The 25,767-nt window shown below is 57.6% G+C and carries 21 protein-coding genes; 17 read left to right on the forward strand and 4 right to left on the reverse strand.

The annotated features are described in order from the left end of the window. Positions 1-3: 3 nt before the first annotated feature. The 4 genes from ACR0C3_RS07570 to nusG all read left to right on the forward strand — a co-directional run bounded on the left by ACR0C3_RS07570 (position 4) and on the right by nusG (position 3,389). Entirely contained in the window at positions 4-2,181 is a 2,178-nt protein-coding gene (locus ACR0C3_RS07570; RefSeq protein WP_480757934.1) for a heavy metal translocating P-type ATPase, read from the forward strand. Positions 2,182-2,186: 5 nt separating this feature from the next. Continuing rightward, entirely contained in the window at positions 2,187-2,345 is a 159-nt protein-coding gene (ccoS, locus tag ACR0C3_RS07575) for a cbb3-type cytochrome oxidase assembly protein CcoS (protein WP_170375394.1), read from the forward strand. Between the two features lie 101 nt (positions 2,346-2,446). Further along, complete coding sequence (gene secE / locus ACR0C3_RS07580) at positions 2,447-2,644, forward strand: preprotein translocase subunit SecE (protein ID WP_050605011.1); 198 nt, start codon at positions 2,447-2,449, stop codon at positions 2,642-2,644. A 211-nt stretch (positions 2,645-2,855) separates the two neighbouring features. Then, on the forward strand, positions 2,856-3,389 hold the full coding sequence (gene nusG / locus ACR0C3_RS07585; protein WP_117872965.1) for a transcription termination/antitermination protein NusG: 534 nt from the start codon (positions 2,856-2,858) through the stop codon (positions 3,387-3,389). A gap of 35 nt (positions 3,390-3,424) precedes the next feature. Here nusG and ACR0C3_RS07590 read toward each other — a convergent pair whose 3' ends face one another. After that, a complete protein-coding gene (locus ACR0C3_RS07590) occupies positions 3,425-3,802 on the reverse strand; it encodes a winged helix-turn-helix transcriptional regulator (protein WP_480757935.1) in 378 nt (125 codons plus the stop codon). Positions 3,803-3,918: 116 nt separating this feature from the next. Between ACR0C3_RS07590 and ACR0C3_RS07595 the strand changes: the two genes are divergently transcribed. From ACR0C3_RS07595 to rplA, 3 genes are all read left to right on the forward strand, one after another. After that, on the forward strand, positions 3,919-4,635 hold the full coding sequence (locus ACR0C3_RS07595; protein WP_480757936.1) for a glutathione S-transferase family protein: 717 nt from the start codon (positions 3,919-3,921) through the stop codon (positions 4,633-4,635). 254 nt (positions 4,636-4,889) lie between these two features. Further along, positions 4,890-5,339, forward strand: a complete 450-nt coding sequence (gene rplK, locus ACR0C3_RS07600) for a 50S ribosomal protein L11 (RefSeq protein ID WP_113791694.1) — start codon at positions 4,890-4,892, stop codon at positions 5,337-5,339. A gap of 1 nt (position 5,340) precedes the next feature. After that, positions 5,341-6,039: a 50S ribosomal protein L1 gene (gene rplA, locus ACR0C3_RS07605; RefSeq protein WP_170471247.1), complete on the forward strand. Its 699-nt coding sequence runs from the start codon at positions 5,341-5,343 to the stop codon at positions 6,037-6,039. Between the two features lie 66 nt (positions 6,040-6,105). On the opposite strand, the gene ACR0C3_RS07610 is transcribed toward rplA, so the two are convergent. Both ACR0C3_RS07610 and ACR0C3_RS07615 read right to left on the reverse strand, forming a co-directional pair. Further along, entirely contained in the window at positions 6,106-7,065 is a 960-nt protein-coding gene (locus ACR0C3_RS07610; RefSeq protein WP_480757937.1) for an aminoglycoside phosphotransferase family protein, read from the reverse strand. Between the two features lie 116 nt (positions 7,066-7,181). Continuing rightward, positions 7,182-8,930: an LTA synthase family protein gene (locus ACR0C3_RS07615; RefSeq protein WP_480757938.1), complete on the reverse strand. Its 1,749-nt coding sequence runs from the start codon at positions 8,928-8,930 to the stop codon at positions 7,182-7,184. Between the two features lie 463 nt (positions 8,931-9,393). On the opposite strand from ACR0C3_RS07615, the gene rplJ reads away from it, so the two are divergent. The 6 genes from rplJ (at position 9,394) to ACR0C3_RS07645 (ending at position 21,306) form a co-directional block, all read left to right on the forward strand. Continuing rightward, complete coding sequence (gene rplJ / locus ACR0C3_RS07620; protein ID WP_170375385.1) at positions 9,394-9,912, forward strand: 50S ribosomal protein L10; 519 nt, start codon at positions 9,394-9,396, stop codon at positions 9,910-9,912. 79 nt (positions 9,913-9,991) lie between these two features. Continuing rightward, entirely contained in the window at positions 9,992-10,366 is a 375-nt protein-coding gene (gene rplL, locus ACR0C3_RS07625) for a 50S ribosomal protein L7/L12 (RefSeq protein ID WP_008204003.1), read from the forward strand. A gap of 250 nt (positions 10,367-10,616) precedes the next feature. Next, entirely contained in the window at positions 10,617-14,753 is a 4,137-nt protein-coding gene (rpoB, locus tag ACR0C3_RS07630; RefSeq protein ID WP_480757939.1) for a DNA-directed RNA polymerase subunit beta, read from the forward strand. Between the two features lie 96 nt (positions 14,754-14,849). Further along, on the forward strand, positions 14,850-19,091 hold the full coding sequence (gene rpoC, locus ACR0C3_RS07635; RefSeq protein ID WP_480757940.1) for a DNA-directed RNA polymerase subunit beta': 4,242 nt from the start codon (positions 14,850-14,852) through the stop codon (positions 19,089-19,091). Positions 19,092-19,234: 143 nt separating this feature from the next. After that, positions 19,235-20,308 carry a pyridoxal-phosphate dependent enzyme gene (locus ACR0C3_RS07640; RefSeq protein WP_170690586.1) on the forward strand — a complete coding sequence of 358 codons (1,074 nt, stop codon included), beginning with the start codon at positions 19,235-19,237 and terminating at the stop codon, positions 20,306-20,308. 128 nt (positions 20,309-20,436) lie between these two features. After that, entirely contained in the window at positions 20,437-21,306 is an 870-nt protein-coding gene (locus ACR0C3_RS07645) for a DMT family transporter (RefSeq protein ID WP_170471239.1), read from the forward strand. Here ACR0C3_RS07645 and ACR0C3_RS07650 read toward each other — a convergent pair. Then, a complete protein-coding gene (locus ACR0C3_RS07650; protein WP_480527988.1) occupies positions 21,291-22,106 on the reverse strand; it encodes a putative rhamnosyl transferase in 816 nt (271 codons plus the stop codon). The two genes, ACR0C3_RS07645 and ACR0C3_RS07650, sit on opposite strands and share 16 nt — an antisense overlap. A gap of 409 nt (positions 22,107-22,515) precedes the next feature. Here ACR0C3_RS07650 and rpsL point away from each other — a divergent pair, with 409 nt between their 5' ends. From rpsL to ACR0C3_RS07670, 4 genes are all read left to right on the forward strand, one after another. After that, complete coding sequence (rpsL, locus tag ACR0C3_RS07655; protein ID WP_005621086.1) at positions 22,516-22,887, forward strand: 30S ribosomal protein S12; 372 nt, start codon at positions 22,516-22,518, stop codon at positions 22,885-22,887. A gap of 15 nt (positions 22,888-22,902) precedes the next feature. Continuing rightward, the gene (gene rpsG / locus ACR0C3_RS07660) at positions 22,903-23,373 is read left to right on the forward strand and encodes a 30S ribosomal protein S7 (protein ID WP_039529242.1); all 471 of its coding nucleotides are present in this window, start codon (positions 22,903-22,905) and stop codon (positions 23,371-23,373) included. An 18-nt stretch (positions 23,374-23,391) separates the two neighbouring features. After that, on the forward strand, positions 23,392-25,509 hold the full coding sequence (fusA, locus tag ACR0C3_RS07665) for an elongation factor G (RefSeq protein ID WP_480697899.1): 2,118 nt from the start codon (positions 23,392-23,394) through the stop codon (positions 25,507-25,509). A gap of 60 nt (positions 25,510-25,569) precedes the next feature. Then, positions 25,570-25,767, forward strand: a 198-nt coding sequence (locus ACR0C3_RS07670) for a GTP-binding protein (protein WP_480757941.1), incomplete at its 3' end; no start/stop codon positions are given.

The raw sequence follows: 25,767 nt of genomic DNA on the forward strand, positions 1-25,767 counted from the left end.
GCGGTGACGGCTCAGCTATCCTCAGGTACGGCGGCTTGTCCCGGGTGTATCGCCGCCCCGGCGGAACCTGCGCGGCCGATCCCTGAGGAGGTGCAGATCGCGCTGTCTCTGCCAGGCATCCATTGTTCCGCCTGTATCGCCAATGTCGAGCGGGCTTTGAACGCCCATCCCGGGGTCGAGGACGCGCGCGTCAACCTGACCCTGAAGCGTGCGATGATCAAAGCCGCGCCGGAAATGCGCGCTGCTGATCTGATCCCGGTGCTCGAGCACGCGGGCTATGAGGCGCATGAGCTGGACGCTGGCGCCCTGTCGGCCACCAGTGCGGACAAGGCGGGGCGCGACCTGCTGATGCGCTTGGCGGTGGCCGGGTTCGCCTCGATGAACGTGATGCTGCTGTCGGTCTCGGTCTGGTCGGGGGCGACGGACGCGACGCGGGACATGTTCCACTGGATTTCTGCCGCCATCGCCCTGCCTGCGATCGCTTTCTCGGCGCGGCCCTTCTTTGCCAACGCATGGTCAGCCCTTCGCGTGCGTCGGCTGAACATGGACGTGCCGATTGTTCTGGCGATTCTGCTGGCCCTTGTCACATCCCTTTGGGAAACAGCGCTGAGCGGCGAACATGCCTATTTCGACGCGGCGCTGACGCTGACCTTCTTCTTGTTGGCGGGTCGATACTTAGACTACCGCACCCGCGCCGCCGCGCGGTCCGCGGCTGAGGAACTAACAGCGCTGGAGGTCCCCCGCGCCCTTCGGTTGATCGACGGCACTGAAGAAGAGGTTGCTGTATCCACCCTGGCCGTTGGCGACTTGATCCTTGTGCGGCCCGGAGGGCGGATGCCGGTGGATGGCCAAATCGTCTCGGGTCAGTCGGAATTGGATCGTTCCCTGCTGACGGGAGAGACCCTGCCGGTGTTTGCAGAGGCAGGTCAGATCGTGAGCGCCGGCGAGGTCAACTTGACCGGCCCTCTGACCATCCGCGCCACGGCGGTCGGCGAAGATACATCCCTGCATCGTATGGCCGATCTGGTCGCCATCGCTGAATCCGGTCGGTCTAGATACACCTCGCTGGCGGACAAAGCGGCCAAGCTATACGCGCCCGGCGTCCATATCCTGTCGGCGCTCAGCTTTGTGGGCTGGTGCATCTATTCCGGCGACCTGCGCACGGCCCTTAATATCGCGGCAGCGGTGCTGATCATAACTTGCCCTTGCGCGTTGGGGCTGGCGGTTCCTGCGGTGACCACCGCGGCCTCGGGCCGGTTGTTCCGCAAAGGGATGCTTATCAAACACGCCACCGCGCTGGAGCGTCTGGCCGAGGTCGACACGGTTGTCTTCGACAAAACCGGCACTCTGACCTCCGGCGCGCCCGAGGTGACCAATCTGGGCGATCACAGCACGGCCGACCTTGAAATCGCACTGGCTCTGGCCGAGGCATCGGCGCATCCCTTGTCGGTCGCTCTGGCCAAAGCAGCGCGTGAGGCCGGGATCAAACCCGCGACGCTGCGAAATATCACCGAGGTTCCGGGCTATGGCACCGAGGCCCAGTATCGAAACCAGCGCGTGCGCCTTGGACGCGCGGCTTGGGTTGGTGCGGAACAAGGGGTCGAGACCTCCGCCTGGCTGTCGGTTGGATCGAACACGCCGGTGGCCTTCCGATTCACCGATGCCCTGCGACCAGGCGCGGCCGAGGCCGTCTCGGACTTCGCCAAGGCCGGAAAGCAGGTGATCCTGATTTCAGGCGATTCGACGGGTGCCGTGAAAGCTCTGGCCGAGAAGCTGGGGATCGAGAACTGGATTGCCGAAGCGTTGCCTCAGGACAAAGCGCAGCGCATTCAGGACTTCAGCGAACGGTGCCACAAGGTCCTGATGGTGGGCGATGGTCTGAACGATACGGCAGCCCTTGCGGCAGCGCATGTGTCGATCTCGCCTGCCTCGGCCTTGGATGCGGCGCGGGTTGCGTCTGACATCGTACTTCTGGGAACTGACCTGTCCCCCATCGCCGATGCATGTGACACTGCCGTCAAAGCCACGAAACGGATTCGCGAGAATTTCCGCATTGCTACGGTCTATAACGTGATTGCAGTGCCGCTGGCGGTGATCGGGCTGGCCACGCCCTTGATCGCGGCGTTGGCGATGTCGACCTCGTCGATTACCGTATCTTTGAACGCCCTGCGGCTGAGGTAACTATCATGGAAGTGCTCGCCTATCTGATCCCGATTTCCCTGTTTCTGGGCGGAATTGGCTTGGTTGCTTTTGTCTACACGGTCCGATCGAACCAATACGAAGACCCCGAGGGCGATGCGCGTCGTATCCTCAGCGATGAATGGGATGACAAACCCAAGCAGTAGCTGGCTGAGGATGCAAAATCAAAGTTGATCCCAACCGCCCTTGAAATTGCCGCAATGCCCGGCTATGTCCGGCCTATCCGCTAGCAGAGAGAACCCGCCAAATGGCCACCACCAACCCGATCCAGTTCATTCAGCAAGTTCGAGCCGAAGTTTCCAAGGTCGTCTGGCCGACCCGGCGCGAGGTGCTGTTGACCACGGTTATGGTGTTCATCATGGCTGCTCTGACCGCTGTTTTCTTTGCTCTGGTCGATCTGGGCATTCGTGGCGGCTTGCAACTGATCCTGGGCGCGTTCAGCTAACTGCCCTCAGGCGCGGAAACACCGCAGCCCCCCTTGCACAGCGCGGAATCTCAGAGTAGTTCACACAGGACTATTCGGAATGGGCGTGTGGCGATTCGGGCTGCGCGCCGCTTTTTATTCCGGAACATGCGGACAGGCCGCGACAGGATTTTAATACAGGGTGAACCCGCGATGCGGGGCTTGGCCCAAGACAAACAAGGACGACAGGTTCATGGCGAAACGGTGGTACTCGGTCAGCGTTCTTTCGAATTTCGAAAAGAAGATCGCAGAGCAGATCCGCACGTCGGTGGCTGAACAGGGCCTTGAGGACGATATCGACGAAGTACTGGTCCCCACCGAAGAGGTGATCGAAGTCCGTCGCGGCAAGAAAGTCACGACCGAGCGCCGGTTCATGCCCGGCTATGTGCTGGTTCACATGGAAATGTCGGATCAGGGCTATCACCTGATCAACTCGATCAACCGCGTCACCGGCTTCCTTGGTCCCCAAGGCCGCCCAATGCCAATGCGCGACGCCGAGGTGAACCAGATCCTGAACCGCGTTCAGGAAGGTGAAGAAGCGCCGAAGCTGATGATCAGCTTCGAGGTCGGCGAGAAGGTCAAGGTCAACGACGGCCCGTTCGAGGATTTCGACGGCATGGTCGAGGGCGTGGACGACGAGAACCAGAAGCTCAAGGTCTCGGTTTCGATCTTTGGTCGGGAAACGCCGGTCGAGTTGGACTTTACGCAGGTCACCAAGCAGGGCTGATTGCCCGGACCGCTCAATCTGAGTCGGTCCTGATGTCAGTTTGCTTCGTCGGGCTTCTCGGCGGGCAGGCTTTCGCTCCATTTGCGCAGTTCATCGAGAAAGCCAAGGGCGGTACGTCCGAAATCGGTTATCTCGTAGTCCACGGATAGTGGTCTCGTATCCAGCACGTTGCGGCGAACCAAGCCTTGTTGTTCAAGCTGTCGTAGCCGCTCTGTGATCATCTTCTTGCTGGCGCCACTGATCATCCTTGACAGGTTGTTGAAACGCACCGGGCCATCCTTGAGATGCCAAAGGATTGATCCTGTCCATTTACCCCCGATGATACGCATACCTTGTTCGATCGCGCAGGGTGTTTCGCATGCGTCTTTCACCGTTTTTCGGCCATGTCGATCTTCGTGAATATGCGCTTCCATAGGTGCCTCTTTTTGCCCCTGAATAGGTTACAAAAAGTATACTAGTTGATTTTTGGTATTTAGTGCGCAGCTTTTGTCAGGTCCATTGGATTAACGATCTCTATTGGAGAACTTAAATGTCGCAACCTGCAATTCACCTCTACACCGCAGCAACTATGAACGGATATAAACCAGTCATTTTTCTGGAAGAGGCTGGTATTCCCTACGATCTGACCGCTATTGACTTTTCAAAACAGGAGCAGAAAACGCCTGAATACCTGTCGTTGAACCCAAACGGGAAAATCCCGACAATTGTTGACCGCGATCAGGACCGCGCAATTTTCGAGAGCGGTGCGATCCTTTGGCATTTGGCCGAGAAATATGGGAAATTTCTTCCTGATGATCCGGAAAAGCGCTTGGACGTGATGCAATGGATGTTTTTCCAGGTTGGTCACGTCGGACCAATGATGGGGCAGGCCATGTATTTCCAACACATAGCAGCGCCGAACGGTCATACAGAGCCCTTTTCAATCAAACGCTATGTTGATGAATCGCGGCGCCTGCTTGAAGTTCTCAACACCCGACTGGACGGCCGCCACTGGCTTGCCGCAGATGAGTATACCATCGCGGATATGATGACGTATCCCTGGGCGCGTGCCTATGTTTGGGCACGGGCAAGCGTTGAAGGTCTTCCGCATTTGCAGGCTTGGTTCGATCGAATTGACGCGCGCCCGGCGGTTCAAAGGGCTTTGACCATCCCGAAAAGCAACCCGCAATTTTGGGACGAAAACGCAGACGCCAGTGCGTTTTCGAAAGAGAATGCCGCGCGATTTGCGAGCGATGTAAAGAAGTAGGGCATCCCCAATGTGGATCGCGTACGGCTTTGGGCTGTGCCAGTCTTGCTTCGACTGAAAAGACTGCATCCAAAGTGGTCGTCGGTGAGAGCGCGTCGACCACTTGCCAACCCAGCCATTCCACTGTAGATGCCGCCTCTATCGTCTTCGGGCGAGATTCTCTCGTGGGAGGTTTTAGGGATCGCGATCCCGGATCGGACCACGCAACATAAACCGGGTGGGACGCGTCCCGCCTACGTTGAAAGGAAAACCAAATGGCTAAGAAGCTTGCTGGTACAATGAAACTGCAGGTTCCTGCAGGTCAGGCGAACCCGTCGCCTCCAGTTGGTCCGGCGCTGGGTCAGCGCGGCATCAACATCATGGAATTCTGCAAGGCGTTCAACGCCAAGACCGCAGACATGGAGCAAGGCGCTCCTTGCCCGACCGTGATCACCTATTATCAGGACAAGTCCTTCACCATGGACATCAAGACGCCGCCCGCGTCTTATTACCTGAAAAAAGCAGCTGGTCTGAAGCCGGTTGGCAAGCGCAACCGTCCTCGTGGCGCGGAAAACCCAGGTCGTGAGACCGTGGCCACCGTGACCACCAAGCAGGTTCGCGAAATCGCCGAAGCCAAAATGAAAGATCTGAACGCCAACGACGTCGAAGGCGCAATGCAGATCATCCTGGGCTCGGCCCGCTCTATGGGCATCGAGGTGAAGTAAGATGGCAAAACTCGGTAAACGTACCCGCGCTGCGCGCGAAGCTGTCGCCGGCAAGGAAAACCTGTCGGTTGAAGAAGCAGTTGCCCTGGTAAAAGGCAACGCGACCTCGAAATTCGACGAGACCATCGAAATCGCGATGAACCTGGGCGTTGACACCCGCCACGCAGACCAGATGGTTCGTGGCGTTGTTGGCCTGCCGAACGGCACCGGTAAAGCGATGCGCGTTGCTGTTTTCGCTCGTGGCCCCAAAGCTGACGAAGCGAAAGAAGCAGGTGCAGACATCGTTGGCGCAGAAGACCTGATGGAAACCATCCAGGGCGGCACCATCGAATTTGATCGCTGCATCGCGACCCCTGATATGATGCCGATCGTTGGCCGTCTGGGTAAAGTTCTGGGCCCGCGCAACCTGATGCCGAACCCCAAAGTTGGCACCGTGACCATGGACGTGAAAGCGGCCGTGGAAGCAGCCAAAGGCGGTGAAGTTCAGTTCAAAGCTGAAAAAGGTGGCGTTGTGCACGCCGGTGTTGGCAAAGCGTCCTTCGACGAAGCCAAGCTGGCCGAAAACATCCGTGCCTTCATCTCGGCTGTTGCGAAAGCAAAGCCAACCGGCGCGAAAGGCACCTACATGAAGAAGATCGCACTCAGCTCGACCATGGGCCCGGGTGTGACCCTGGACGTGGCGGCTGCAGCAGGCGAATAAGCCTTAAAGCAGACGTAGCAATCTTTGAAACCCGAGTGGCGCAAGCTGCTCGGGTTTTTTGCTGTCTTAGCGAAAGGCTTGTTGCAGTCGCACTTGCAGCCGGTCGCGTTTGCGTAGTTCGAACTCGCTGCAGGTGATGTCGGGTTGCCAGAGGCGCAGCCAGTCCTTTAGCAATCGGCCCCGCAGGCAGCAATCGAGGATCTGAGTGTCGATCGGGTGGCGATACTGGCGGAAGAACATCTCTTTGTTGCGGGTCAGAGCGCCGCTTCGGTCGACGTCTTTGTCCGCCCCGTCCCGGAAGATGTCCGCTTTCAGAAAGTCGACGATATCATAGACGGCCAGCTTGTCGCGGGCCTCGGTGAAATCCAGCCCGATGGCGGTGCCTTGGCCCATGATCAGGTTCAGGCCGTGAAAATCCCCATGGGAAAACACCCGCAGGTCGTGGCGGTTTTTCAAGGATGCAGCTTCGGCCAGAAATTCCTCGACCATGGGCTGGCTGATGTCCGAGATATGCGAGGGAATTTGGGTGGACTGCTCGCGTATGCTGTCGGTCATCCAACGCGGCCGAAAAGCGTAGTCCGTGGCGTTTTGAACCCCGTGCAGGTCATTCAGCCACGACCCTGCGCGTCGATAAATTTGCGCCACCTGGGCGTCGTCGTCGCTATTGTAGATAATGTCTGTCGCGGTCGGGCGTTCGACAAACTCCGTCACCATGAACACGCCGCTTGGCGAAATGTAGACGGGGCGGACGACCCGGTTGTTTTTGGACGTCTTGAAGTGGTTGGTCAGTTGCTCCAGCAGGTCGAACTCTTTGCGCAGGCGCCCCGTTTCCGGCGACAAGGTATCAAGCTTCAGCGCATAGGAGCGGTTCGACGTTTCGACCTTCCAAACCAGACGGGTATCGGGAAAGGCATGGGATCGGCAGTGGAACCGGATCTGCGTGATGGGCGTGCCCAGACAGTCCTGCGCCAGTTCTTGGGCGCTGGCGCTGGCCTTGTCGAATTCTTCCAGAGTCACTGCCGCCATTTTGCCTCAAGCCCGCGTTTGGTTTGGGCATCCGTATTTGAGGTGAGCGCAGTCGATCGCCACTGTCAATGTTGCTAAAGGAGGCATACGCGCCGGAATAGTGTCGACTGGCCGTGTCATTCGTTGTCCAGGATCGCGGTTTTCAGCTTTGGGAAGTAAGCTTGATCGACCGTGACGCCCTGTGTTGGGCGGATCACGTCCTGAACACCTTGCCAATGCTCACACCCAAGTTGTGGGCCTTTGTGGCATGCAAAGAATGCAGCCGTTTTGGGTTCGTACCAGAAGATGCGGCCATTGAAGACGTTGCCGAATACGACGGGATCGTCGCTGATGAAGGCTTTGCCCAGACTGGGCTCTGCTGTGTGGGTCGCCAGTTCCAGAACTAGATTTCGGGTTGATTTGCTGGGTACGACTTGTGTGATCGATCGGGTCGTAAGGCTGGGATGAACGGCAATGAAAGGCAACCAACTAAGCAGGATCTCGTTATCCAAAGACGGTAGGTTTGAAGACTCGCGGGATTCATCTGAGGTGAATATGACGACGGTGGTGTCCAGTAGCCCTCGGTCTTCAAGGCCGCGCATCATCTCCTTGATTGCTGCGTCGAGATATCTCAGGGCGCGATACCGGTCCGATCCTTGTTGCGGCAGAAAGTCTGGTGGCACGTTGTACGGGGCATGAGTTCCCGTGGTCAGAACCGAGACGAACCACGGCTTGGTGCCTTCAAGGTCATCGATGTATTCAATTACGTTTCGGAACAGCGACTGATCGTCGATCCCCCAGCCATTGCGCAGCGCATCCGTATCGGACGACCAATTATGATATCCTCGCAACTCTTGGAAGCCCAGTTCTGCAAGGTGTTTGTCTTTGGACATAAACGTCAGCGGCGCGCTTTGCAGAAAGGCTGTGTGGTACCCGAGATCTGCCAGAACAGAAGGCAATGCATTGGCGGAGACGTCTGTGTTGCCAGTTAAGCCGTTCCATTTCCGCTCGCTGGTGATGAAGCTTGGCACGTCTCCGGTCAGGGTGGTGTACAGCCCATTGGACGTGATCAACTGATGCCCGATGAAGCGTTCCAAGCTGATGTTTCGGTCTGCAAGGCCCTGCAGAGTTTCCATATCCGCTTTGTCCACGCTAAATCTGGACAGGCCTTCCAAGTAGACAACGAGAACATTCAGCCGGTCGGGACCAAGCTCGATCAACGGGGTCCGTTCAAAAGCGGCTGGATCAAAGCGCCGTTCCGAGGCTTCAAGTTTGGACTGACCCAGCACCGGAAGCAGCGGATGGGCCTGCAACCATGCGGCTTCACTTATGCGGAAACCGTTCGGGATATACGCCAATGCGGTGCCGGTCAGCACTACTGCGGCGAATACACCAAATCGAGCCACTCGGCGCAGACCTTCCAATCGGAACATAACCAAAGCAATCGCGAAGAACACGACCGCATTTACTATGACATCCTGTGTCAGATGCGCGTCGATAAATGTTGCATCGGTTGCAAAGCCAATCAGACTAAGATCGATGGCCGTCAGGTTGGCTTTTATGTGTTCGATGTTTGATGCGTAGAAAAAGCCAAGTACGGCTATGGCAAGCGCAGTTAGGGGGAGGGGCGCGAAAACAAAAATCAAAGCCATGGCGACGCTAAATACTACGTCACTTGCCGCGCCCAGCCAAAGGACGGGCCCTTTTGCCTGAAAGAAAGCATCTACCGGATTGAAGCCCTGATAGGCGTTATATGTCCACCCGTAGGAGAATTTTGCGAAGGTCGTTAGACAAAGATACCGGTGATAGAGCGTGATAGTCAGGACGCTTAGAAATATGGCCCCAAAGCGCGGCATGCGTTGGCTTAAACCAAGTTTTGATTTCATCTCTGAGTTGCCTGCTTGCTCGCGTTTCAGTATTTAAGTTCATATCAAGATACGCATTGCAAGCTTGTCTAATTCCGGATCAAGCCAAGACCGGCGGCAGGTGTGCTTTTTAGGTTGTCCGGCTGGATGCTATGTGACGAGGAATTGCCGGATTTCACAGTGTGATTTTCAATCGCCAAATGCTGCAATTTACCCCTTGGAAACCCCCGCCATCTGCCCTAAGTAGGGCTACGGAGTAAAGCGTGCGATTCGTCGTGCGCTTTATTTCGTTTCGTCCAAGACGGTGGGTGGTGCCATATGGCCCCTTAATTCCCTGCCTGAGACGGGTAAGACCAAAGAATTCTGAGGGTCCCACCCTCGGGCGCATTTTGGCCAATCCCGTAACAACGGACCTGAACGCCGGGGTTAACCCCTCGGCAAATATGAGCCGGGGTGAGTGATCGCCCCAAACTTGGAGAGAACTGTGGATAGAGCCCAGAAAGAGAAAGTGGTCGAGGAACTCGGCCAAATCTTCGAAAGCTCTGGCGTCGTAGTGGTTGCTCACTACGCCGGTCTGACAGTTGCCGAGATGCAGGACCTTCGCGCACGTGCTCGTGACGCGGGCGGCTCCGTGCGTGTTGCCAAGAACAGGCTCGCCAAAATCGCCCTTGAGGGTAAGCCGTGTGAAAGCATGGCCGACCTGCTGACAGGGATGACCGTTCTGACCTATTCCGAGGACCCTGTGGCAGCAGCCAAGGTGGCCGAGGACTTCGCCAAAGAGAACCAAAAGTTCGAAATCCTTGGCGGTGCAATGGGTGAGAACGCTCTGGACCGGGCTGGTGTTACAGCCGTGTCGAAAATGCCGTCGCGTGAAGAGCTTATTGCTACGATCGCTGGTATGCTTGGCGCGCCTGCTTCGAACATCGCCGGTGCAATTGGCGCACCTGCAAGCAACATCGCAAGCATCCTTTCCACCATCGAAGAGAAGGCGGAAGCTGCGTAAGCGGTTGGCACTGAATGATCTGCGTAGGGGATACCCCCTGACGTTGGAACACACACTGTAAACGGAAAGAGCTGATAAAATGGCTGATCTGAAAGCACTCGCAGAAAGCATCGTGGGTCTGACCCTGCTGGAAGCACAAGAACTGAAAACCATCCTCAAAGACGAATACGGCATCGAGCCCGCAGCAGGCGGCGCAGTTGTCATGGCTGCTGGTGGCGACGCCGGCGGTGCAGCTGAGGAAGAAAAAACCGAATTCGACGTCGTTCTGAAGAACGCCGGCGCATCGAAAATCAACGTCATCAAAGAAGTTCGCGGCATCACCGGCCTGGGCCTGAAAGAAGCCAAGGAACTGGTCGAAGCCGGCGGCAAGATCAAAGAAGGCGTGGACAAAGCAGAAGCAGAAGACGTCAAAGCCAAGCTGGAAGCAGCTGGCGCCGAAGTCGAACTGGCCTAAGCTTAGTCTCTGGCGCATCGCTGATGTGCCGAAAAATTTGGCTGGGTCCGGAGAAATCCGGGTCCAGCCGAACCTGTCTTAGAAAGGGCCTCAATTCGTGGGGCGTTTTCTAAGACACGGTTTTCGGATCGGGAGGCCGCCTTCGGGACGGTGGCCACGAATTGATCCGGGCGTGTCGTCTCGAATGTGCAAGATGCCGGGGCCCGACGGTGTCTTTGCCCGCTGAGAACATCGAAAGGTGACATCTGACATGGCTCAAACGTTCCTTGGCCAGAAACGTCTTCGTAAATATTACGGCAAAATCCGCGAAGTGCTGGAGATGCCGAACCTCATTGAGGTGCAGAAATCTTCTTATGATCTTTTCCTGCGCTCCGGCGATGCAGAACAGCCCACGGACGGCGAAGGCATCAACGGTGTGTTCCAGTCGGTTTTCCCGATCAAGGATTTCAACGAAACCTCCGTTCTGGAGTTCGTGAAATACGATCTGGAAAAACCGAAATACGACGTCGAAGAGTGCATGCAGCGCGACATGACCTACAGCGCACCGCTGAAGGTCACTCTGCGTCTGATCGTGTTTGATGTCGATGAGGACACCGGCGCGAAATCGGTCAAAGACATCAAAGAACAGGACGTATTCATGGGCGACATGCCCTTGATGACACCGAACGGAACGTTCATCGTGAACGGCACCGAGCGTGTTATCGTGTCCCAGATGCACCGCTCGCCCGGTGTGTTCTTTGACCACGACAAGGGCAAAACCCATTCCTCGGGCAAGTTGCTGTTTGCCTGCCGCATCATCCCGTATCGCGGCAGCTGGCTGGACTTTGAGTTCGACGCCAAAGACATCGTCTTCGCCCGTATCGACCGTCGCCGCAAACTGCCTGTGACGACCCTGCTGTATGCATTGGGTCTGGATCAGGAAGCGATCATGGACGCGTATTACAACACCGTGTCTTACAAGCTGGACAAGAAGAAGGGCTGGGTCACGCCGTTCTTCCCCGAGCGTGTACGCGGCACCCGTCCGACCTACGATCTGGTTGACGCCAAATCCGGTGAAGTGATTGCCGAAGCGGGCAAGAAAGTCACTCCGCGCGCGGTCAAGAAGCTGATCGACGAGGGCACCGTTACCGACCTGCTGGTTCCGTTCGATCACATCGTTGGCAAATATGTCGCTAAGGACATCATCAACGAAGAAACCGGTGCGATCTATGTCGAGGCCGGTGATGAACTGACGCTGGAATACGACAAGGACGGCGATCTGATCGGGGGCACCGCGAAAGAGCTGATCGACGCGGGCATCACCGACATTCCGGTTCTGGACATCGACAACGTCAATGTTGGTCCTTACATGCGCAACACCATGGCGCAGGACAAGAACATGAACCGCGAAAGCGCGCTCATGGACATCTACCGCGTGATGCGCCCGGGCGAGCCGCCCACCGTCGAAGCCGCGTCGGCCCTTTTCGACACCTTGTTCTTCGACAGCGAGCGTTACGACCTGTCCGCCGTTGGCCGCGTGAAGATGAATATGCGTCTGGCTCTGGACGCGCCCGACACTCTGCGCACCCTGCGCCGCGAAGACATCGTGGCCTGCATCAAGGCGCTGGTGGAACTGCGTGACGGCAAAGGTGACATCGACGATATCGACCACCTCGGCAACCGTCGTGTGCGTTCGGTCGGCGAGTTGATGGAAAACCAGTATCGCGTTGGCCTGCTGCGCATGGAGCGCGCGATCAAAGAGCGTATGTCGTCGGTCGAGATCGACACCGTCATGCCGCAGGACCTGATCAATGCGAAACCGGCTGCTGCTGCTGTTCGTGAATTCTTCGGCTCGTCGCAGCTGTCGCAGTTCATGGACCAGACCAACCCGCTGTCCGAGGTTACCCACAAACGCCGTCTCTCGGCGCTTGGACCCGGTGGTCTGACGCGTGAGCGTGCGGGCTTTGAGGTGCGCGACGTACATCCGACCCACTATGGCCGGATGTGCCCGATTGAAACGCCGGAAGGTCCGAACATTGGTCTGATCAACTCGCTGGCAACCTTTGCCCGCGTGAACAAGTATGGCTTCATCGAAACTCCCTACCGCGTCGTCAAAGACGCCGAGGTGACCGATGAGGTTCACTACATGTCCGCGACCGAGGAAATGCGTCACACCGTGGCGCAGGCGAACGCGACTCTGGACGCTGATGGCAAGTTCATCAACGATCTGGTGTCGACCCGTCAGGCCGGTGACTACACCCTTGCCCCGCGTGAGAATGTTGACCTGATCGACGTGTCGCCGAAACAGCTGGTCTCGGTCGCTGCATCGCTGATCCCGTTCCTTGAAAATGACGACGCCAACCGTGCTCTGATGGGCTCGAACATGCAACGTCAGGCGGTTCCGCTGCTGCGGGCCGAGGCACCGCTGGTCGGTACCGGGATCGAGGAAAAGGTTGCGATCGACTCGGGTGCTGCGATTCAGGCGAAACGCGCCGGTATCATCGACCAAGTTGATGCCCAGCGTATCGTTATCCGCGCGACTGAGGATCTGGAACTGGGCGACGCTGGCGTTGACATCTATCGTCTGCGCAAATTCCAGCGGTCGAACCAGAACACCTGCATCAACCAGCGTCCGCTGATCAAGGTGGGTGATACCGTCCAGAAGGGCGAGGTCATTGCCGACGGTCCGTCGACCGATATGGGTGAACTGGCTCTGGGTAAGAACGTGGTCGTCGCGTTCATGCCGTGGAACGGGTACAACTACGAAGACTCGATCCTGATCTCGGAACGTATCGCGCGTGACGACGTCTTTACCTCGGTCCATATCGAGGAGTTTGAAGTCGCCGCCCGTGACACCAAGCTGGGCCCGGAAGAGATCACCCGCGACATCCCGAACGTCGGTGAAGAAGCGCTGCGCAACCTCGACGAGGCGGGCATCGTTTACATCGGCGCGGATGTTGAGCCGGGCGATATTCTGGTCGGCAAGATCACTCCGAAGGGCGAAAGCCCGATGACCCCGGAAGAAAAGCTGCTGCGCGCCATCTTTGGTGAAAAAGCATCTGACGTGCGCGACACCTCGCTGCGTGTGAAGCCGGGCGATTACGGTACGGTCGTTGAGGTCCGCGTCTTCAACCGTCACGGCGTCGAAAAAGACGAGCGTGCGCTGCAGATCGAGCGTGAGGAAGTCGAACGTCTGGCCCGTGACCGGGACGACGAGCTGGCGATCCTTGACCGCAACATCTATGCGCGTCTGCAAGGTTTGATCCTGGGTAAAACCGCTGTCAAAGGCCCGAAAGGCGTCAAGCCGGGTTCGGTGATCACCGAGGACCTGCTGGAAACCCTGACCCGTGGTCAGTGGTGGCAGCTGGCACTGGAAGGTGAGCAGGACGCACAGATCGTCGAAGCTCTGAACGAGCAGTACGAAGTGCAGAAGCGTGCTCTGGACGCCCGTTTTGAAGACAAGGTCGAGAAAGTCCGCCGTGGCGACGACCTGCCGCCGGGTGTGATGAAGATGGTCAAAGTCTTCATCGCCGTGAAGCGCAAGCTGCAGCCGGGCGACAAGATGGCCGGTCGTCACGGGAACAAAGGTGTGATCTCCAAGGTTGTTCCGATGGAAGACATGCCGTTCCTGGCCGATGGTACTCCGGTTGACTTCTGTCTGAACCCGCTGGGTGTGCCTTCGCGTATGAACGTTGGCCAGATCCTTGAAACCCACATGGGTTGGGCCGCACGCGGTCTGGGTCTGAACATCGACGACGCTCTGGGTGAATACCGCCGTTCTGGCGACCTGACCCCGGTGCGCGAAGCGATGAAGCTGGCCTATGGTGAGGATGTCTACGAAGAAGGCATCACCGGTCTGGACGAGGATGGCCTGATTGAGGCTGCGGGCAACGTGACCCGTGGTGTTCCGATCGCAACCCCGGTCTTCGACGGTGCCAAAGAGGCTGACGTCAACGACGCGCTGGTGCGTGCGGGCTTCTCGGAAAGCGGTCAGTCGGTTCTGTTCGACGGTCGCACCGGCGAGCAATTCGCGCGCCCGGTCACCGTGGGCATCAAGTACCTGCTGAAACTGCATCACCTGGTGGATGACAAGATCCACGCGCGTTCGACCGGGCCGTACAGCCTGGTTACCCAGCAGCCGCTGGGTGGTAAGGCGCAGTTCGGTGGTCAGCGCTTTGGTGAGATGGAAGTCTGGGCTCTGGAAGCTTACGGCGCCGCCTACACCCTGCAGGAGATGCTCACCGTGAAATCGGATGACGTCGCCGGCCGGACCAAGGTCTATGAGTCGATCGTCAAGGGCGAGGATAACTTTGAAGCGGGCGTACCGGAATCGTTCAACGTTCTGGTTAAAGAAGTCCGTGGCCTCGGCCTGAATATGGAACTCCTGGATGCGGAGGTTGAGGAATAAGGGCGAGATTTTTCGTCGAAAAATCTGGGTGATTTTCTTCGCCGAAGAAAATTGCCCGCCCGCCCCCAGCCAATCGCACAAATTTGAGGTATCAAAATGAACCAGGAAATCACCAACAACCCGTTCAACCCGCTGACGCCCCCGAAGGTTTTCGACGAGATCAAGGTCTCGCTGGCGAGCCCTGAGCGGATTCTGTCTTGGTCCTATGGCGAGATCAAGAAACCCGAAACCATCAACTACCGGACGTTCAAGCCTGAGCGTGACGGCCTATTCTGTGCGCGTATCTTTGGCCCGATCAAAGATTACGAATGTCTGTGCGGCAAATATAAGCGGATGAAGTATCGCGGCGTTGTCTGCGAGAAATGCGGCGTGGAAGTCACCCTGCAAAAAGTCCGCCGTGAGCGTATGGGCCACATCGAACTGGCCGCGCCCGTCGCACACATTTGGTTCCTGAAATCGCTGCCGTCCCGCATCGGTCTGATGCTGGACATGACGCTGCGCGATCTGGAACGTGTTCTGTACTTTGAAAACTATGTCGTTATCGAGCCCGGTCTGACCGACCTGACCTACGGCCAGATGCTGACAGAAGAAGAGTACATGGATGCGCAGGATGCCTATGGCATGGACGCGTTCACCGCGAATATCGGTGCTGAAGCCATCCGTGAGATGCTGGCCCAGATTGATCTGGAAGCCGAAGCCGAGCAGTTGCGTGCTGATCTGGCCGAAGCAACCGGCGAACTGAAGCCCAAGAAGATCATCAAGCGTCTGAAGGTTGTCGAAAGCTTCCTCGAGTCGGGCAACCGTCCCGAGTGGATGGTTATGACCGTGATCCCGGTCATTCCGCCGGAACTGCGTCCGCTGGTTCCGCTGGATGGTGGCCGTTTCGCGACCTCAGATCTGAACGATCTGTATCGCCGCGTCATCAACCGGAACAACCGTCTGAAGCGTCTGATCGAACTGCGCGCGCCTGACATCATCGTCCGCAACGAAAAGCGGATGCTGCAGGAATCTGTTGACGCTCTGTTCGACAACGGCCGTCGCGGCCGCGTGATCACCGGCGCCAACAAGCGTCCGCTGAAATCGCTGTCGGATATGCTGAAAGGTAAGCAGGGTCGCTTCCGTCAGAACCTTTTGGGTAAGCGGGTCGACTTCTCGGGCCGCTCGGTCATCGTGACCGGTCCGGAACTCAAGCTGCACCAGTGTGGTCTGCCCAAGAAGATGGCGCTGGAGCTGTTCAAGCCGTTCATCTACTCGCGCCTTGAAGCCAAGGGGCTGTCTTCGACCGTGAAACAGGCGAAGAAACTAGTCGAAAAAGAGCGTCCCGAAGTGTGGGATATCCTCGACGAGGTGATCCGCGAACACCCTGTCATGCTGAACCGTGCGCCGACGCTGCACCGTCTTGGCATTCAGGCGTTCGAACCGGTTCTGATCGAAGGTAAAGCCATCCAGCTGCACCCGCTGGTCTGTTCGGCCTTTAACGCCGACTTCGACGGTGACCAGATGGCCGTTCACGTCCCGCTGAGCCTTGAGGCTCAGCTGGAAGCCCGTGTTCTGATGATGTCGACGAACAACGTTCTGTCGCCTGCAAACGGCGCGCCGATCATCGTTCCGTCGCAGGATATGATCCTGGGTCTCTACTACGTGACCCTGGAACGTGAAGGCATGCCGGGCGAAGGCAAAGTGTTCGGTTCGATCGACGAAGTTCAGCACGCGCTGGATTCCGGCGAAGTGCATCTGCACTCGAAAATCACCGCGCGGATCACGCAGATCGACGACGAAGGCAACGAAGTTCAGAAGCGTTACGAAACCACTCCGGGCCGTCTGCGCCTGGGTGCTCTGCTGCCGATGAACAACAAAGCGCCGTTCGATCTGGTCAACCGCCTGCTGCGGAAGAAAGAAGTGCAGCAGGTGATCGACACCGTCTACCGTTACTGCGGTCAGAAAGAGTCGGTCATCTTCTGTGACCAGATCATGTCGATGGGCTTCAAAGAAGCGTTCAAGGCGGGCATCTCGTTCGGTAAGGACGATATGGTCATTCCGGACGACAAGTGGGGCATCGTTGATGACACCCGCGGTCAGGTGAAAGACTTTGAACAGCAGTACATGGACGGTCTGATCACTCAGGGCGAAAAGTACAACAAAGTTGTCGATGCCTGGTCGAAGTGTAACGACCGCGTGACCGAGGCCATGATGTCGACGATCTCGTCGTCGGATCGGGCAGAGGACGGGTCTGAGCAGGAACCGAACTCGGTCTACATGATGGCCCACTCCGGTGCGCGTGGCTCGGTTACTCAGATGAAACAGCTGGGCGGTATGCGCGGCCTGATGGCCAAGCCGAACGGTGACATCATCGAGACGCCGATCATCTCGAACTTTAAAGAAGGTCTGACCGTTCTCGAGTACTTCAACTCGACCCACGGTGCCCGTAAGGGTCTGTCGGATACCGCTCTGAAGACGGCGAACTCGGGTTACCTGACCCGTCGTCTGGTGGACGTGGCGCAAGACTGCATCGTTCGTGAGATCGACTGTGGCACCGAGCGTGCGATCACTGCCGAAGCCGCCGTGAACGACGGTGAGGTTGTTGCCTCGCTGGCCGAACGTGTGCTGGGCCGTGTGGCGGCTGACGATGTTCTGCGTCCGGGCACCGATGAGGTGATCGTCGCAGCCGGTCAGCTGATCGACGAACGCATGGCCGACACCATTGATGAAGCCGGTGTTGCGTCGATGCGCATCCGCTCGCCTCTGACCTGTGAGTCCGAGGAAGGCGTCTGTGCAACCTGCTACGGTCGTGACCTGGCCCGCGGTACCATGGTGAACACAGGTGAAGCTGTCGGCATCATCGCCGCGCAGTCGATCGGTGAACCCGGTACACAGCTGACCATGCGGACCTTCCACATCGGTGGTGTTGCGCAGGGTGGTCAGCAGTCGTTCCAGGAAGCCAACCAGGAAGGCGTTGTTGCGTTCGAGAACCCGCAGATCCTGGTCAATGCCGCAGGCGAAAGCCTGGTCATGGGCCGGAACATGAAGCTGGTGATCAACGACGAACACGGCGAAGAGCGTGCCAGCTTCAAGCTGGGCTACGGCTCCAAGCTGTTCGTCAAGGACGGCACCAAGGTTGCTCGTGGCGACAAGCTGTTCGAATGGGATCCCTACACCCTGCCGATCATCGCCGAAAAAGCCGGTACTGCGAAATATGTCGATCTGGTTTCGGGCCTTGCTGTCCGCGACGAGACCGACGAAGCAACCGGTATGACCCAGAAGATCGTGATCGACTGGCGCGCGGCCCCCAAAGGCAGCGACCTCAAGCCCGAGATCATTCTGGTCGGCGAAGATGGCGAACCGGTCCGCAACGATGCGGGCAACCCGGTTCACTATCCGATGTCGGTGGATGCGATCCTGTCGGTCGAAGATGGTCAGAAGGTCGAAGCCGGTGACGTTGTTGCGCGTATCCCGCGTGAAGGTGCCAAGACCAAGGACATCACCGGTGGTCTGCCGCGTGTGGCCGAACTGTTCGAAGCGCGTCGTCCGAAAGATCACGCGATCATCGCAGAAGCCGATGGTTACGTGCGCTTTGGCCGCGACTACAAGAACAAGCGTCGCATCAGCATCGAACCGGCTGACGAGTCCATGGAGACCATCGAGTACATGGTGCCCAAGGGCAAGCACATCCCGGTCGCCGAAGGGGACTTCATCCAGAAGGGTGAATACCTGATGGACGGTAACCCGGCTCCGCATGACATCCTGTCTATCATGGGTGTCGAAGCGCTGGCGGATTACATGATCGACGAAGTGCAGGACGTCTATCGTCTGCAGGGCGTGAAGATCAACGACAAGCACATCGAAGTCATCGTGCGCCAGATGCTGCAGAAGTGGGAGATCCTGGATTCAGGCGACACCACCCTGCTGAAAGGCGAGCATGTCGACAAGCAAGAGTTCGACGCGGCCAACGAGAAGACCATCGCCCGCGGTGGTCGTCCGGCACATGGCGAGCCGATCCTTCTGGGGATCACCAAAGCCTCGCTGCAAACGCGTTCGTTCATCTCGGCGGCGTCGTTCCAGGAAACCACACGTGTGCTGACCGAAGCTTCGGTTCAGGGCAAGAAAGACAAGTTGGTTGGCCTGAAAGAGAACGTCATCGTTGGCCGCCTGATCCCCGCCGGTACCGGTGGTGCAACTCAGGCCGTCCGCCACATCGCGCAGTCGCGTGACAATGTGGTCATCGAAGCCCGCCGGGAAGAGGCCGAAGCCGCTGCTGCTCTGGCCGCGCCCAGTTTTGACGACGACATGGTAGGGGATGAACTGGACGTTCTGGTGGAAACACCGGAAAGCCGCGAGTAACCTTCGGATATGAGAGAAAGAAAAGGCCCTGCGATTTCGCGGGGCCTTTTTGTTTGCGCCCCCCGAAGCGCTCTTTCGCAAAGAAAATTATCAATGTGACCCGGTTTGTGGCATGGTTGCGCAAAGCAGAGGAGGGGGCCGCCATGACAACTCGGCAAACGCAAGGGCGCAAGCGCCTGTATGACAGCATTCTGGACACTGTCGGAGACACGCCCTGCGTGCGGATCAACAGAATCGCGCCCTCAAACGTAACAGTCTATGTGAAGTTCGAAGCGTTTAACCCGGCCAGTTCCGTCAAGGACCGACTGGCGCTGAACATCATCGAAGCGGCCGAGCGAGACGGTCGGCTGAAACCAGGTCAGACGGTGGTTGAGGCGACCTCGGGCAATACCGGGATTGGGCTGGCGATGGTCTGTGCGGCCAAGGGCTATCCTCTGGTTGTGACCATGGCCGACAGTTTTTCGGTCGAGCGGCGCAAGCTGATGCGGTTCCTGGGGGCCAAGGTTGTCCTGACTCCGCGCGCCCAGAAAGGGTTCGGCATGTATACCAAAGCCAAGGAGCTGGCCGAGCAGAATGGCTGGTTCCTCGCCAGTCAGTTTGAAACCGCGGCAAATGCCGACATTCATGAAAACACCACCGCGCGGGAGATTCTGGCGGATTTCGACGGGCAGAAGCTCGACTATTGGGTGACGGGTTATGGCACTGGCGGAACCGTCTCGGGCGTGGCGCGGGTTCTGAGGAAAGAACGCCCGGACACGAAGATTATCCTGACGGAACCTGCGAATGCGGCGATTGTCTCGTCGGGCTATGTGAACACCCGCAACGACACGCACCAGCCGACAGAAAGCCATCCGAACTTCGAGCCGCATCCGATCCAGGGCTGGACGCCTGATTTCATTCCCTGGGTCTTGCAGGAGGCCATAGATAACGGCTTCTATGATGAGTTGATCCCCGTGCCCGGCGTAGACGGTATTGCCTGGTCGCGCCGTCTGGCTGCGGAAGAGGGGATTTTCACCGGCGTATCGGGCGGGTCCACATTTGCGGTGGCGATGAAACTGGCTGAAACCGCGCCGGACGGATCGGTGATGCTGGTGATGCTCCCAGATACCGGCGAACGGTATCTTTCGACCCCGTTGTTTGAAGGGGTGGAAGAAGAGATGACGGATGAGGAGATCGCGATCTCTAAATCGACGCCATCAGCCCAGATGACGGACTGAAGCGACTGGAAAACAACCGGTTACAGTTGCTCTTCGTGAAAAAATTTTAGGATCGAGACGCGCGAATTGACTTTGCGTGAGATTGAAGCGTGAATACCGCCATTGTTTGAAGGCCGAGTATTGTTTGAATGAGTCCAAATGTTAAAGGCGCACTGCTGATGATGGCCAGCATGGCCGCGTTTACAGTGAATGACACGCTGGTCAAAATCGCGCTGCGAGAATTGCCCTTGTTTCAGTTGGTTGCGATCCGGGGGGCTTTGGCGACTCTGCTTGTTTACGGGTTGGCGCGCCATCTTGGGGCGTTGCATCTGAATTTTTCGCGGCATGACAAATGGTTGGTCTCAATTCGCTGTGTTGCCGAACTATCTGCGACGTTTTTCTTTCTGACTGCGCTCAAGAACATGCCGTTGGCGAATGTGACTGCGGTTCTTCAGGTGTTGCCGCTGACCGTGACCTTGGGGGCAGTTCTGTTCTTCTCGGAACATATCGGCTGGCGTCGCATCATGGCGATTGTTGTCGGGTTCATGGGCATGCTGCTGATCGTTCGGCCCGGCCCGGACGGGTTCAGCGTCTACGCGATCTATGCGTTGCTGGCTGTGGTCTCGGTGACGATCCGAGACTTGATCACCCGGCGCATGTCACCGCAGGTTCCATCACTGGTGGTGACCCTTGCCACTTCGCTGTCGATCTCGGTCGCGGCGGGTTTGGTGTCGACGTTTGAGGGCTGGGTCAACCTGTCCGGTGGCAATGCTGTTCTGGTGGCCTCGGCGGCTGTATTTGTCCTTATCGGATATCTATGCAGCGTGATGGTGATGCGAGAAGGCGAGGTCGGTTTTATTGCCCCCTTCCGATACTCCAGCCTGATCTGGGCCTTGGGCTTGGGCTGGGTTGTGTTTGGCGAATGGCCCGATGCGGTGACCTTGTTCGGCGCCGGGCTGGTTGTCGCGGCTGGCTTGTTTACTCTGTTCCGCGAAAGGACAACTCAGGGCGCGCCGTGAACCCGCCGGACGATGCTTTGATCAATGGCAAAACGGGCGATGAACTCTCCCTCAAGTTCGGGGCTGAGGGCCGAGAGTTCGCGGTCATAGTTGCGCGCCCCGCGTGAGTCGTTGAACCCGTTGAGCGAACGCACCCACATTGGTGCATCGGTATAGCTGACGATCGGCATGAAGCGGCCCATGCGATGATGGGTAAAGCTGATGATGGTCTGTTTGCAGCCGCCTGCGATATGCATTCCAAGACCCACGCCCAAAAGCGGTTTATGCGTCGGTTTCGCTGTAATCCCATCGGTGTTGAGACGGGCAAAGAAGCCCTGATTGAAATCAATGCCGACAATGGTGCTGCGCTCCATCAGGCCCTTGCTGTCGCGGACGGCTTCGCGCAGACGCTCAACGAAATCCACGGATACGGCGTCGTCATCGTCGTGGCGGAATTGGATGCAAGGCTGATCCGGATCCTTGCGGGCCGCGTTCAGGATATCCTTCATGATATGGCGATGCGATTTGTCGGCCCGGGGCGATTCCTGAACGATCCGAACCTGTTTCACGTCGGCCGTCAGGTCGTGCAGCCTGTCATAGGCTTCTTTGGGCAGGCAGTCTCCAATCACCACCAGCAGCTCGAAATCCTCGTCGGTGTGTTCGCGAAAACAGGGCAGGGTCGAGGACTCGAACAGTCGGAACCTCTCTTCCAGACGGGTAGAGCTGTAGAGGTGACGACGCCGATCATCCAGGGTTTCATGTTCGGTCTGAAAGCTGCCAAGGGCCGGAAAGGAAAAGCGGCAAAGGCCGATAACCTGCATCTGTCATCCATAGCTAAGAGGTCTGCGCGCACTATGCCGGGCTATGCCTGCACCCGCAACGCCAGAAGAGGCTGGCCCGTGCTCGCAATCGTTGATATCACAGCGCAATCCGGCCAGTTTGGTGCCCAGATTTTCGCGCTGGGGTAAGTGCTGTTGACACTTGGGCCGACTCCCCCTATTACGCGCGTCATCTCGGTACCGGGGGCCGCCCCAAAACCGATTTCAGTAATGAACTGGTCAAGACCCGGACAATTTTGCAGTTCGCGTCCTCTGATAACAAACCGCGACGTTCACCTCGGAATGGGAACGCTCGCGGGTTTTGCGCTTGTGGACGCATAAGTGCAGCAAGTTTAACCGCACGCAATGCGCGTGCATGTCATGTGTGTTGCAAAACGGGGAAGAAACCGGAATGCCAACTATTCAACAGCTGATCCGCAAGCCGCGGCAGCCCAAAGTAAAACGCTCGAAGTCCATGCACCTGGAGCAGTGCCCGCAGAAACGCGGCGTCTGCACCCGTGTGTATACCACCACACCGAAAAAGCCGAACTCGGCTATGCGTAAGGTTGCCAAGGTGCGCCTGACCAACGGGTTCGAGGTCATCTCGTACATCCCCGGTGAAAGCCACAACCTGCAGGAACACTCGGTTGTTCTGATCCGTGGCGGCCGTGTAAAAGACCTTCCCGGTGTGCGTTACCACATCCTGCGCGGTGTTCTGGATACTCAGGGCGTCAAAGATCGTAAGCAACGTCGTTCGAAATACGGCGCGAAGCGTCCCAAGTAAGAAGGAGAGGCTGATATGTCACGTCGTCACGCCGCCGAAAAACGCGAAGTCCTGCCCGACGCCAAATTTGGCGACAAGGTACTGACCAAATTCATGAACAACCTGATGATCGACGGCAAGAAGTCGGTTGCAGAGCGCATCGTTTACAACGCGTTTGACCGCGTTGAGAACAAAATCAAGCGCGCACCTGTCGAAGTATTCCACGAAGCACTCGACAACATCAAACCGTCGGTCGAGGTTCGCTCGCGCCGCGTTGGTGGTGCAACCTATCAGGTTCCGGTCGAAGTGCGCCCCGAGCGCCGCGAAGCACTGGCCATCCGTTGGCTGATCACTGCTGCGCGTGGCCGCAACGAAAACACCATGGAAGAACGCCTCGCCGGCGAACTGCTGGACGCTGTACAGTCCCGCGGTACCGCCGTGAAGAAGCGCGAAGACACCCACAAGATGGCCGAGGCGAACAAAGCCTTCAGCCACTACCGTTGGTAATTCAGAGGCTTATCAAAAATGGCACGCGAATATCCGCTCGAACTATACCGTAACTTCGGTATCATGGCGCACATTGACGCAGGTAAGACCACCTGCTCGGAGCGTATCCTGTATTACACTGGTAAATCCCACAACATCGGTGAGGTGCACGATGGTGCAGCCACCATGGACTGGATGGAGCAGGAGCAGGAACGCGGCATCACCATCACTTCGGCTGCGACCACCACTTTCTGGGAGCGCACCGAGGACGGTCAGACCGCCGATACCCCCAAGCACCGCCTGAACATCATCGACACCCCCGGCCACGTTGACTTCACCATCGAGGTTGAGCGTTCGTTGGCGGTTCTCGACGGTGCCGTCTGCGTTCTGGACGCAAACGCAGGTGTTGAGCCCCAGACCGAAACCGTGTGGCGTCAGGCTGACCGCTACAAAGTTCCGCGTATGGTTTTCGTCAACAAAATGGACAAGATCGGCGCAGACTTCTTCAACTGCGTTCGCATGATCGAAGACCGCACCGGCGCACGCGCTGTTCCGGTTGGTATTCCGATCGGCGCCGAGTCCGAGCTGGAAGGTCTGATCGACCTGGTCACCATGGAAGAGTGGTTGTGGCAGGGTGAAGATCTGGGCGCAAGCTGGATCAAAGCTCCGATCCGCGACAGCCTGAAAGACATGGCTGACGAATGGCGCGGTAAGATGATCGAAGCGGCCGTCGAAATGGACGACGACGCGATGATGGAATACCTGGAAGGCAATGAGCCCGACGTTCCGACCCTGCGCGCCCTGCTGCGCAAAGGTACGCTGGACATCGCGTTCGTTCCGGTTCTGGGTGGTTCGGCATTCAAAAACAAAGGCGTTCAGCCTCTGCTCAACGCGGTGATCGACTATCTGCCCAGCCCGCTGGACGTTGTTGATTACATGGGCTTCAAACCCGGCGACGAAGAAGAAGTTCGTGACATCGCCCGTCGTGCAGACGACGACATGGCCTTCTCGGGTCTGGCGTTCAAAATCATGAACGACCCCTTTGTTGGCTCGCTGACCTTCACTCGGATCTACTCGGGCACCATGAACAAGGGTGACTCGATCCTGAACTCGACCAAAGGTAAGAAAGAGCGCATCGGTCGTATGATGATGATGCACTCCAACAACCGGGAAGAGATCGAAGAAGCGTTTGCAGGCGACATCATAGCGCTGGCGGGTCTGAAAGACACCACCACCGGTGACACCCTGTGTGATGCGAAGGATCCGGTGGTTCTGGAAACCATGACCTTCCCCGATCCGGTGATCGAGATCGCGGTTGAGCCCAAAACCAAGGGCGACCAAGAGAAGATGTCCCAGGGTCTGGCCCGTCTGGCCGCCGAAGACCCGTCCTTCCGTGTGGAAACCGACCTGGAATCGGGTCAGACCATCATGAAGGGCATGGGCGAACTTCACCTAGACATCCTGGTTGACCGTCTGAAGCGTGAGTTCAAGGTTGAAGCGAACATTGGTGCACCGCAAGTGGCCTATCGTGAAACCATCTCGATGCCGGTCGAGCACACCTACACCCACAAGAAACAGTCGGGTGGTTCGGGTCAGTTCGGTGAGGTTAAACTCGAGATCACTCCGACCGAGCCGGGCGAAGGTTACTCGTTCGAGAGCCGCATCGTTGGTGGTGCCGTTCCGAAGGAATACATCCCGGGTGTCGAAAAAGGCATCCAGTCGGTTATGGACAGCGGCCCTCTGGCTGGCTTCCCCGTTATCGACTTCAAGGTTGCCCTGCTGGACGGTAAGTTCCACGATGTTGACTCGAGCGTTCTGGCGTTCGAAATCGCGGCCCGTATGTGTATGCGTGAAGGCATGCGCAAAGCTGGCGCGAAGCTGCTGGAACCGATCATGAAGGTCGAAGTGATCACCCCGGAAGAATATACCGGCGGTATCATCGGTGACCTGACCTCGCGTCGTGGCCAGGTGTCTGGTCAGGAACCGCGCGGCAACGCGATCGCGATCGACGCGTTCGTTCCGCTGGCGAACATGTTCGGCTACATCAACACTCTGCGTTCGATGTCGTCGGGCCGTGCCCAGTTCACCATGCAGTTCGACCACTACGATCCGGTTCCGCAGAACATCTCGGACGAGATCCAGGCGAAATACGCATAACCAAAGATTTGAGGGAGCGTGGGTATCACGCTCCCTTCATTACCGAAAAAGGAGGCCATCATGGCAAAGGAAAAGTTTGAGCGTACAAAACCGCACGTCAACATCGGCACGATTGGGCACGTTGACCATGGTAAGACGACGCTGACCGCAGCGATCACCAAGTATTTTGGTGACTTCAAAGCGTATGACCAGATTGACGGTGCGCCGGAAGAGAAAGCGCGCGGCATCACCATCTCGACCGCCCACGTGGAATACGAG

The sequence above is a fragment of the Ruegeria sp. CK3 genome (assembly GCF_056536565.1).

What these genes read in the sequence shown, in the direction of transcription:
- ACR0C3_RS07590 (WP_480757935.1), bottom strand. Translation starts at nt 3,802, where the DNA reads ATGGAAGCGCATATTCACGAAGATCGACATGGCCGAAAAACGGTGAAA.
- rplK (WP_113791694.1), top strand. Translation starts at nt 4,890, where the DNA reads ATGGCTAAGAAGCTTGCTGGTACAATGAAACTGCAGGTTCCTGCAGGT.
- rpoB (WP_480757939.1), top strand. Translation starts at nt 10,617, where the DNA reads ATGGCTCAAACGTTCCTTGGCCAGAAACGTCTTCGTAAATATTACGGC.
- ACR0C3_RS07595 (WP_480757936.1), top strand. Translation starts at nt 3,919, where the DNA reads ATGTCGCAACCTGCAATTCACCTCTACACCGCAGCAACTATGAACGGA.
- rpoC (WP_480757940.1), top strand. Translation starts at nt 14,850, where the DNA reads ATGAACCAGGAAATCACCAACAACCCGTTCAACCCGCTGACGCCCCCG.
- ACR0C3_RS07615 (WP_480757938.1), bottom strand. Translation starts at nt 8,930, where the DNA reads ATGAAATCAAAACTTGGTTTAAGCCAACGCATGCCGCGCTTTGGGGCC.
- rplL (WP_008204003.1), top strand. Translation starts at nt 9,992, where the DNA reads ATGGCTGATCTGAAAGCACTCGCAGAAAGCATCGTGGGTCTGACCCTG.
- rpsL (WP_005621086.1), top strand. Translation starts at nt 22,516, where the DNA reads ATGCCAACTATTCAACAGCTGATCCGCAAGCCGCGGCAGCCCAAAGTA.
- secE (WP_050605011.1), top strand. Translation starts at nt 2,447, where the DNA reads ATGGCCACCACCAACCCGATCCAGTTCATTCAGCAAGTTCGAGCCGAA.
- ACR0C3_RS07610 (WP_480757937.1), bottom strand. Translation starts at nt 7,065, where the DNA reads ATGGCGGCAGTGACTCTGGAAGAATTCGACAAGGCCAGCGCCAGCGCC.
- rplA (WP_170471247.1), top strand. Translation starts at nt 5,341, where the DNA reads ATGGCAAAACTCGGTAAACGTACCCGCGCTGCGCGCGAAGCTGTCGCC.
- ccoS (WP_170375394.1), top strand. Translation starts at nt 2,187, where the DNA reads ATGGAAGTGCTCGCCTATCTGATCCCGATTTCCCTGTTTCTGGGCGGA.
- fusA (WP_480697899.1), top strand. Translation starts at nt 23,392, where the DNA reads ATGGCACGCGAATATCCGCTCGAACTATACCGTAACTTCGGTATCATG.
- ACR0C3_RS07645 (WP_170471239.1), top strand. Translation starts at nt 20,437, where the DNA reads ATGAGTCCAAATGTTAAAGGCGCACTGCTGATGATGGCCAGCATGGCC.
- ACR0C3_RS07640 (WP_170690586.1), top strand. Translation starts at nt 19,235, where the DNA reads ATGACAACTCGGCAAACGCAAGGGCGCAAGCGCCTGTATGACAGCATT.
- rpsG (WP_039529242.1), top strand. Translation starts at nt 22,903, where the DNA reads ATGTCACGTCGTCACGCCGCCGAAAAACGCGAAGTCCTGCCCGACGCC.
- ACR0C3_RS07650 (WP_480527988.1), bottom strand. Translation starts at nt 22,106, where the DNA reads ATGCAGGTTATCGGCCTTTGCCGCTTTTCCTTTCCGGCCCTTGGCAGC.
- nusG (WP_117872965.1), top strand. Translation starts at nt 2,856, where the DNA reads ATGGCGAAACGGTGGTACTCGGTCAGCGTTCTTTCGAATTTCGAAAAG.